The sequence below is a fragment of the Kitasatospora sp. NPDC004240 genome, from assembly GCF_053603215.1.
The window spans coordinates 1-8,334 of sequence record NZ_JBSGFD010000280.1 but is presented as its reverse complement, the minus strand read 5'-3'; the positions used below and the strand labels follow the sequence as shown (position 1 = coordinate 8,334).

7 protein-coding genes are annotated in these 8,334 nt (G+C 76.6%); 4 read left to right on the top strand and 3 right to left on the bottom strand.

The features are described from left to right. Positions 1-90: 90 nt before the first annotated feature. The gene (locus ACWEQL_RS38880) at positions 91-657 is read right to left on the bottom strand and encodes a CGNR zinc finger domain-containing protein (protein WP_452155733.1); all 567 of its coding nucleotides are present in this window, start codon (positions 655-657) and stop codon (positions 91-93) included. A gap of 151 nt (positions 658-808) precedes the next feature. On the opposite strand from ACWEQL_RS38880, the gene ACWEQL_RS38875 reads away from it, so the two are divergent. From ACWEQL_RS38875 to ACWEQL_RS38860, 4 genes are all read left to right on the top strand, one after another. After that, entirely contained in the window at positions 809-1,876 is a 1,068-nt protein-coding gene (locus ACWEQL_RS38875) for a hypothetical protein (RefSeq protein WP_452155731.1), read from the top strand. 203 nt (positions 1,877-2,079) lie between these two features. After that, positions 2,080-2,571: a VOC family protein gene (locus tag ACWEQL_RS38870; RefSeq protein ID WP_452155729.1), complete on the top strand. Its 492-nt coding sequence runs from the start codon at positions 2,080-2,082 to the stop codon at positions 2,569-2,571. 63 nt (positions 2,572-2,634) lie between these two features. Next, positions 2,635-3,552 carry a pyridoxamine 5'-phosphate oxidase family protein gene (locus tag ACWEQL_RS38865; protein ID WP_452155727.1) on the top strand — a complete coding sequence of 306 codons (918 nt, stop codon included), beginning with the start codon at positions 2,635-2,637 and terminating at the stop codon, positions 3,550-3,552. Between the two features lie 253 nt (positions 3,553-3,805). Beyond that, positions 3,806-5,185 (top strand): peptidoglycan-binding protein, encoded by a 1,380-nt coding sequence (locus ACWEQL_RS38860; protein ID WP_452155725.1) that lies wholly within the window; start codon positions 3,806-3,808, stop codon positions 5,183-5,185. A 52-nt stretch (positions 5,186-5,237) separates the two neighbouring features. On the opposite strand, the gene ACWEQL_RS38855 is transcribed toward ACWEQL_RS38860, so the two are convergent. Both ACWEQL_RS38855 and ACWEQL_RS38850 read right to left on the bottom strand, forming a co-directional pair. After that, complete coding sequence (locus ACWEQL_RS38855) at positions 5,238-6,002, bottom strand: TrmH family RNA methyltransferase (protein ID WP_452155723.1); 765 nt, start codon at positions 6,000-6,002, stop codon at positions 5,238-5,240. 55 nt (positions 6,003-6,057) lie between these two features. Continuing rightward, positions 6,058-8,214 carry an FUSC family protein gene (locus ACWEQL_RS38850; protein ID WP_452155721.1) on the bottom strand — a complete coding sequence of 719 codons (2,157 nt, stop codon included), beginning with the start codon at positions 8,212-8,214 and terminating at the stop codon, positions 6,058-6,060. Between the last annotated feature and the right edge of the window lie 120 nt (positions 8,215-8,334).

Below are 8,334 nucleotides of genomic sequence, written 5' to 3'. Positions count from 1 at the left end.
CACCAGGGCTCCGCCATGGCTCCTTCGTCGGCACCGCCCGGACTCGGCCCTCGACCCGCTCCTTCACCCACCCCCCTATTGCCGGTCGGTCTAAGCCTTGGCCTTCGCGTAGTGCCGCGCGGCCTTCGCCCGGTTGCCGCAGCCGGCCATCGAGCACCAGCGCCGGCGCCCGTTCTGCGAGGTGTCGAAGAAGTGCAGGATGCAGCCGTGGCCGGCGCACCGCTTGATCCGGTGCGCACCCTGCTCCAGCAGGCCGAGGAGGTCGTCCGCGACCAGCCAGGGGGCCAGCCAGCGCGGGTCGTCCGGCTCGACGTGGTCGGTCCGCCCGGCCGGGCCCAGCTCCCGCCGCAGCCGTCCGTGCCCGAGCAGCGCGTTCAGGGCGGCCCGCTCGTCGGCGCCGGGCACGCCGCCCTCCTCCAGCGCCCGGACGACCGCGCCGACCGCCTCCCGGGCCTCCAGGACGGCGGCCAGTGCGGCCTCGGTGGCCGGCGCCCGGGCGGCCAGCCCGGCGGAGGAGAGCCAGACCGCGAGGCCGTCGGTGCCGGTGAGCAGATCGTTGACCGGGGTGCCGGTCCACCGGGTGTTCAGCAGGTCGAGGGCGAGCGGTTCACCGATCAGCGGGCGCGGGTCCCGCGGGTCTGCGGTCTGGATGCTCATCGGTCTCCCCTCGGCTCCCGCCGAGCTTACTCCCGGGGGCTTCCACGACCGGTCCGATCATCTGTTTCCGAACTGTTTCAAGATCCCTCACCTGTGGATCACCTCGCGTGACCACTGTCCTACGCACGATTGATGACGTAGCCTCTCGACCGTGCATAGGGTTCCTCACAGCTCGGTGAAGCCGCTGCCGGCCAGCCCCGGCGACGGACCCTCGGCCACGCCCGCGGCACCGTCCGCGGCCACTCCCGCCCCACCCTCCCCCGCTCCGACCCCGGCCCCCGGCCCGACGCCCGCGCCCTCCACCCCCGGCCGGCCGAGCCCCACCGGCGGCTTCGCCGACACCCTCCACCTGGCGATCGAGGCGAGCGGCCTCAGCCTGGACCGGATCCGCGCGGCACTCGCCCAACGCGGCGTCAGGGTCAGCGTCACGACGCTGAGTTACTGGCGGCGCGGCCGCAGCCAGCCCGAGCGGGCCAGCTCGCTGCGCGCCGTCCACCTGCTGGAGGAGCTGCTCGGCCTGCCCCACAGCACCCTCTCCTCACTGCTCGGCCCGCCCCGCCCGCGCGGACGCTGGGCGGCCTCCGCCAACACCTCCTACCACCTGCGGCTGGAGGACGTCTGGCCCGGCGAGCAGGAGATCGCGGACGTCTTCGCCGAGCTGGACGCCCCGCCCGCCGGCGAGCTGGAGCGGCTCAGCATCCACGACGCGTACTACGTGGACGCCGAGCGGCGCGGCAGCCTGCTGCGGATGCGCCAGGTGGTGCGCGCCACGGTGAGCGGGGTCACCCGCTGCCTGGTCGTCCACAAGGCCGACGAGGAGGCCACCGGCTGTCCCGAGATCACCGGTGTCCGGCACGGCCGGCTGGCCCGGGTCCGCCGGCGCCCGGAGACCGGGCTGATCGTCGGCGAGCTGATGCTGGACCGCCCGCTGGGCCTCGGCGACAGCACGGTGTTCGAGTACGAGGTGGAGATCCCCTCGGGCGGCGCCGAGACCATGGAGTACAGCCGCCGCTTCGCCACCCCGGTGCGCGAGTACGTGCTCCAGGTGCACTTCGACCCGGCGGCCATCCCGGTGCACTGCGAGCGCTACGACCGCGCGCCCGGCGAGGAGGCCGACCGCCGCCGCGAGCAGCTCTGGATCGGCGCGTCCGCCAGCGCCCACGTCCTGGCGCCCGACCAGCAGCCGGGTCTCGTCGGCATCCGCTGGGAGTGGGAGTAACCCCTCCCGCCCGTTCCCCGCCCCGCCTTCCCTCCCCCGCCCCGCCTTCCGCGTCTTCCCGGGGGCGGCTTCGGCATGCCCGGATTTTCTAACCCTTATACCGGCCCATACCGGTTGACGCCCTCACAACCTAACCGCTACCGTCTTTAGTAACGGTTAGGCAGCAGCCTGGCCGGACGGACCGTCCACGGGAGTGACCAGGCATGTCCAGCACCGCCCCCGCACCGACCGCCGAGCGGACCCTGCCCACCCTGCAGACCGGCCACATCGGCCTGAACGTCACCGACCTGGCCCGTTCGATCGCCTTCTACCGCCGCGTCCTCGGCCTGGAGGTCGTCACCGAGGACACCGACCCCGAGCGCCGCTTCGCCCTGCTGGGCCGGGACGGCCGGCTGGTGGTCACCCTCTGGCAGCAGAGCGCGGGCACCTTCTCGGCCGCCGTCCCCGGCCTGCACCACCTCTCCTTCCAGGTCGACGGCCTGGACGAGGTCCGCGCCGCCGAGCGGGTGCTGCGCGAGCTGGGCGCCGAGTTCGCCTACGACGGCGTGGTCCCGCACGGCGAGGGCGCGAGCTCCGGCGGGATCTTCTTCGCCGACCCGGACGGCATCCGGCTGGAGATCTACACCCCGAAGGGCGTCGAGGAGACCGGCGCCGCCGCCCCCACCGAGTCCGCCCCGACCTGCGGCTTCTTCTAACCCGAACCCGCACCCGCCACCCGCACCCGCCCTGACCCGCCCGTACGGACCGAGGAGCGCGCCATGACCACCAGCACGCCGTACCACCCGGGCGAGCGGGCCGCGCAGGCCCGCGCCGGGCGGCTGGAACGGGCGGACCACTCCGGCCGCGCGATCGGCCGGACCATCCCGGCCGTGGCCGCCCGCTTCCTCACCGAGCGCCGGATGCTGGTCCTCGGCGCCGCCGACGAGGACGGGCGGCTCTGGGCGACCCAGCTCACCGGCGCGCCCGGCTTCCTCGGCGCGCCGGACGAGCACACCCTGACCGTGGCCGCCCGACCCGCCGGCGCCGACCCGCTCGCCGGGGTGCTGGCCGGGCCCGCCGAGGTCGGCACGATCGCCCTGGACCCGGCCGGGCGGCGCCGGATGCGGCTCAACGGGAAGTCCGCCCCGGACGGCCGGGGCGGACTGGTGATCACCGCCGACCAGGTGTACGCCAACTGCCCCAAGTACATCCAGCGCCGCAGCCCGCTCGACCACCCCGGCACCGGCGCCCCGCGCGCGGTCGCCACCGGCCCGGCGCTCTCCACCGCCCAGCAGCTCGCGGTGGCCACCGCCGACACCTTCTTCGTGGCCACCGCCGGCCCGGGGGGCCGGGTGGACGCCTCGCACCGGGGCGGAAACCCGGGCTTCCTCTCCGTCCTCGCCCCCGACCGGCTGCGCTGGCCCGAGTACGCCGGCAACAGCATGTTCATGACCCTGGGCAATCTGGAGCTCGACCCGCGCGCCGGCCTGCTGCTGCCGGACTGGGAGACCGGCGGGGCCCTGCTGATCACCGGCGAGGCCCGCACCGACTGGTCCGCCGGGGCCGCCGCGGGCCTGCCCGGCGCCGAGCGGGCGGTGGACCTCGCGGTCACCGGGGTGGTCGAGCTGGCCGACGCCGCGCCGCTGACCTGGTCGGCCCCCGAGTACTCCCCGGTCAACCCGCCGGTCGCCGGCTGACCGCCCGTCGGCCGGGCCCGCCCACCGCTCACGCACCGTCACCCCGCGGCCCGGGATGCCCGTACCGCCGCCCGACGGGTGGTCACCCCGCGCCATCCCGCCGAACGGCCGTCACCCTCCCGGCTCAACCCGCCGCGCCGAACGCCTGTCCGCTTTGGGACTTTGGTCCCGATAACACGCGGAATCCCGATGGGAACGTCAGTGCTGTCGCGCCGTCAGGGCCCGATCAGGACCGACCAGGAATGAGGCGGGAATGACCCCAACCGACCGACCGACCCGGCTGCTGGAGTTCTACGAGGTCGAACCGGACGAGGACTGCATATGCGGCGGCTGCACGGCCCGGCGGCGCGCCCGGCGGCGCTCCGCGCGGGTGCGCGACGGCGGCCACGCGGCCGCCCACAGCGTCCGCCGACGGGCCGCCGTGCTGATGGCCGCGGTGGGCACCGCCCTCGGCGGGTCGGCGGCGGGCGCGGCCGGCGCCTGCGCCGCACCCGCCCCCTCACCGGGCCCGAACCCCGTTCCGACCCCGGGACCGACCGACGAGGCCCCGGCCGCTGACGCACCGGCCGATGCGGGGGGCGCCGCCCCCGGCTCCGTCTCCCCGCAGGCGGCCCCACAGCTCCCGCAAGCCGCCCCGGTCACCCCGGTCACCCGGGCGCAGATCATCGAGCGGGCGCAGCGCTGGGTGGACCAGCGGGTGCCGTACAGCATGAGCCGCTACTGGTCGGACGGCTACCGCCAGGACTGCTCGGGGTTCGTCTCGATGGCCTGGGGCCTGGGCGGCAGCCGGACCACCTGGACGCTGCCGGACGTCGCCGAGCGGATCACCAAGGCGGACCTCCAGCCCGGCGACATCCTGCTGTACAACGATCCGGCCAGCCCGCAGGCCGGTTCACACGTCACCCTCTTCGGCGGCTGGACCGACGCCACCCGCACCCGGTACGTGGCGTACGAGCAGACCTCGCCGGGCGCGACCAGGCGCGCCACCCCGTACGCGTACTGGAACCACTCCGGCGCCTACGTCCCGTACCGCTTCACGGGGCTGGCCGGCGGGGGCGGCGACGACGGCACCGCCTCGACGGCCTTCCCCGGCGCCGACAGGTTCGGTCCGGGCGCCGACAACGCGGACGTCACCAGGCTCGGCCGGATGCTGGTCGAGCGCGGCGGGGCCCGCTTCTACGGCGAGGGTCCGGGGCCGCGCTGGGGCGAGGCGGACCGGCGGGCCACCCAGGAGTTCCAGCTGGCCCAGGGCTGGCGCGGCACCGAGGCCGACGGGCTGCCGGGCAAGGACACCTGGGCCCTGCTGGTCGACCACCGGGGCCGGGACATCGCCCCGGCGGCCACCACGCCCGCCCCCACCACACCCGTCCCCACCACGCCGGGCACCCGGACGGTACCGGCCTTCCCCGGCCCGGAGGCGTTCCTCCCCGGCGCGGTCAACGAGCACGTCCGGCAGCTCGGCGAGCGGCTGGTGGCCAGGGGCTTCGGCGGCTCGTACACGGAGGGGCCCGGCCCGCGCTGGACGGAGAGCGACCGGCGGGCCGTCCGGGCGTTCCAGGAGTCGCTGGGGTGGCGCGGCGCCGAGGCCGACGGCTACCCGGGGCCGGACACCTGGCGCCGACTGTTCTCCTGACCCCGCGCCCGCCTTCCCGCGCCCCACCTTCCCGCGGCCCGGGCCGCGCGGCTCAGGCCACCGGGCCGACCGGGCGCCCCGACATCCAGTGGAACAGCCCCATCCCCACGCTGGTGGCCAGGTTGAAGCTGGACACCCCGGGCCGCATCGGCACCGCGACCAGCCGGTCGGCCCGGGCCTTCAGCTCCGCCGAGACCCCGTGCCGCTCGGTGCCGAAGGCGAGCAGCGCCTCGTCCGGGAAGGCCACCGTGCGGATGTCCTCGCCCTCCGGGTCCAGCACGTACAGCGGCCCGGAGGGCAGGGTCGCCACCGTCAGCCGCTCCACCGCGGTGGCGTAGTGCAGGCCGGCGCTGCCGCGCAGCACGGTGGGGTGCCAGGGGTCGAGGTCCCCGGTGGTGACCACGCCGGTGGCGCCGAAGCCGGCCGCGAGCCGGATCACGGCGCCGACGTTGCCGAGGTTGCGCGGGTTCTCCAGCAGCACGATCGGCGCCCGCCGGGGCCGGTGGGCGAGAGCGGCGAGGTTGGCCCCGGTGGTGGGCCGCTCGGCGAGCGCGGCGACCCCGGTCGGGTGGAGCCGGGGCACCAGGTCCCGCAGCACGGCCTCGGGCACCTGCACCGCGAGGGCGTCCAGCGCGGGGACGACGTCCTCGGCCAGTTCGGCGGCGAGCGCCAGCAGCGCGGCCCGGTCGGCGGTCAGCACCCGGCGGACCGCCCCACCGAACCGTAGCGCGTGCTTCAGCGGGTGGAACCCGTCCAGCAGCACCGTCCCGGGCCGCTCCAGGTCGGCCCGCCACCCGCGCGTCATCTGCTCGTCCATGCCGCTCACTCTGCCATCCCGCTGCGGCCGGTCGTCGGGCCGGCCGCCGGGCCGGTCAGCGGCCCGTGGGCTCCGGCTCCCGGGCCGCGGTGCCGCCCGCGCGCAGGGCCCGTTCCAGGTCGCGCAGGGCGTGCACCAGCAGTGTGCTGCCGGCCCGCACCACCTCCCGCTGCACGCTCTCCGGCGCCGCGGCCAGCTGCTCCTCCAGCCGGTCCCGGGCCTGCCTGACCTCGTTGAACTCCACCGGACGGCCGGTCAGCAGCGCCGCCGCGGCCAGCGCGGTGGCCAGCCGCAGCTCTTCGGCGAACACGGCGGCGCCCGGCACCGGATCGGCGTCCCCGGCCGGCAGGTGGGCCTCCAGCAGGACGGCCGCCCGGCCGAGGTGACCGACCGCGGCGCGGGCCCGGTCGATCTGGCGCCGGCTCACCCCGGGCAGCCCGGAGGCGTGCCGGCCCGGTTCGGCGTCGGCCCGCTGCATCGCCTGGAGCAGTTCGGAGCGTGCCTCCCGGGAGTCCAGCAGCGCCGCCCGCACCTCCTCCCCGCGCTGCCCCCGTGGCTCGCCCGGGCGCTCGCCCGGCCGCTCGTACGCCGCGGTCACCGCCGCCGCGTACCGCCCGGCGGCCGCCAGCCACTCGGCCAGCCGCTCGCCGAGCCGGGCGGTCTGCCAGGTGGGGAACAGCGCGTAGGTGAGCAGCGCGAGCGAGCCGCCGAGCAGGGTGAGCCCGACCCGTTCGACGGCGGTGGCCACCGGGTCGCCCTCCTGCAGCCCGAGCAGGAAGACCACGTACGAGGAGACCGCGACCGTGGTCAGCGCGTAGCCGGTGCGCAGGGTGAGGTAGGCGCCGGCGACGGCGACCACGGCGAGTACGGCCAGCACCCGGTCACCGGGATCGGCGAGCTGGACGACCAGGGTGGAGACGGCCACCCCGACCGCGGTGCCGGCCAGCCGCGCGACGCCCCGGCTGTACGTCTGGGCGAAGTCGGGCCGCATCACCATGGCGACGGTCATCGGCGCCCAGTGGCCGTGCTCGAAGCCGGCCGGCAGGGTCAGCCCGTACGTGACCAGGACGACCACGGTGAGCCGGGCGGCGTGCTGGCAGACCGCCGAACGCGGGCGCAGCTGGCGGCGTACGGCGCGCAGGGCCACCGGCAGCATCCGGGAGAGCGGGGGCTTGCGCAGCTCGCCGCCGGTGACCACCGGGGCGTTGACGGTGTCCTCGTCGCCGCGTTCCAGGGTGTCGGCGGCCTTGCGCAGCAGCCCGGCCAGCCGTCGGGCGGCCCGCCGGGCGGCGCCGCGCAGCTCCGGGCCGCCGGCGGCCGGGAGGGCCAGGGTGAGCGCGGGCGAGGAGCGGGGCAGGTGGAGCGGGTCGCCGGTGCGCACCGACCGGGCGAGGGCGTCCAGGGCCTCGGCGGAGGCGGCGAGCACGGCCCGGGCCCGGTCGCGTTCGGGGCCCTCGGCGGGGGCGCCGATCTTGGGGTCGGCGAGGGCGGCGAGGGTGGGCCGGATCCGTTCGGCGATGCCGCGCAGGCCGCGCATCTCGGGCGGCCGGTGGCGTTCCTGCCAGGGGGTCAGGGCGGCGGCGTGGCGGGCCGTCATGAGCGGCGCCGGGTCGACGTGCGCGACCGGGTCGTGGCGCAGCCGGCGGGCGTGGTCGGCGAGCGAGGCGTAGGCGTCGGCGAGGGCGTCGCGCTGGGCCCGCCAGCTGCCGATCGGCCAGAGGGTGATGACCAGCGCCTGGACCGCCCCACCGGCGGCGGCGACCAGCCCGTGGCCGAGCGCGGTGGGCACGCTGACGGGCAGTTGGACGACGATCAGCATCACCGCGAGGGTGTTGGCGGCCACCACCCCGGCGGTCGGCCCGATCGCCCAGGTCAGTCCGGCGCCGAAGGCCCAGAGCCCGAGCAGGACGGGGAAGGCCCCGGGGACGCCGGCCGCGACGTAGCCGAGGAAGGTGCTGAGGCCGAGTCCGATCCCGGCCGCGGCGGCGAGCGAGGCGCGGGGGCGGAAGCTGCGCTGGAAGGTGGCGGTGCCGGCGATGAAGGCGCCCATCGCCGCCGAGGTGGCGAGGCCGGGCCCGGCGATCGCCAGGGTCGGGAAGAGCACCAGCGCCACGGCCACCGCCCCGCGGACGGCCCGCTGCGGATCGGTGAGCGCCCGGTCGAGGGTCAGTCCGGTCCGCGCGGTGTCTCGAAGCGCGGCGAACCAGGACATAACGGTCAGCCTAGGGCTTGTCTGGCAATTCGCGTCGGATCAGTGCGCGGCTCCCCCAGCCTTCGGCCGGGGGGACCCCCATCCGTGCGTGCATCGCAAGGCGGAGGTGGGGGCACCTCC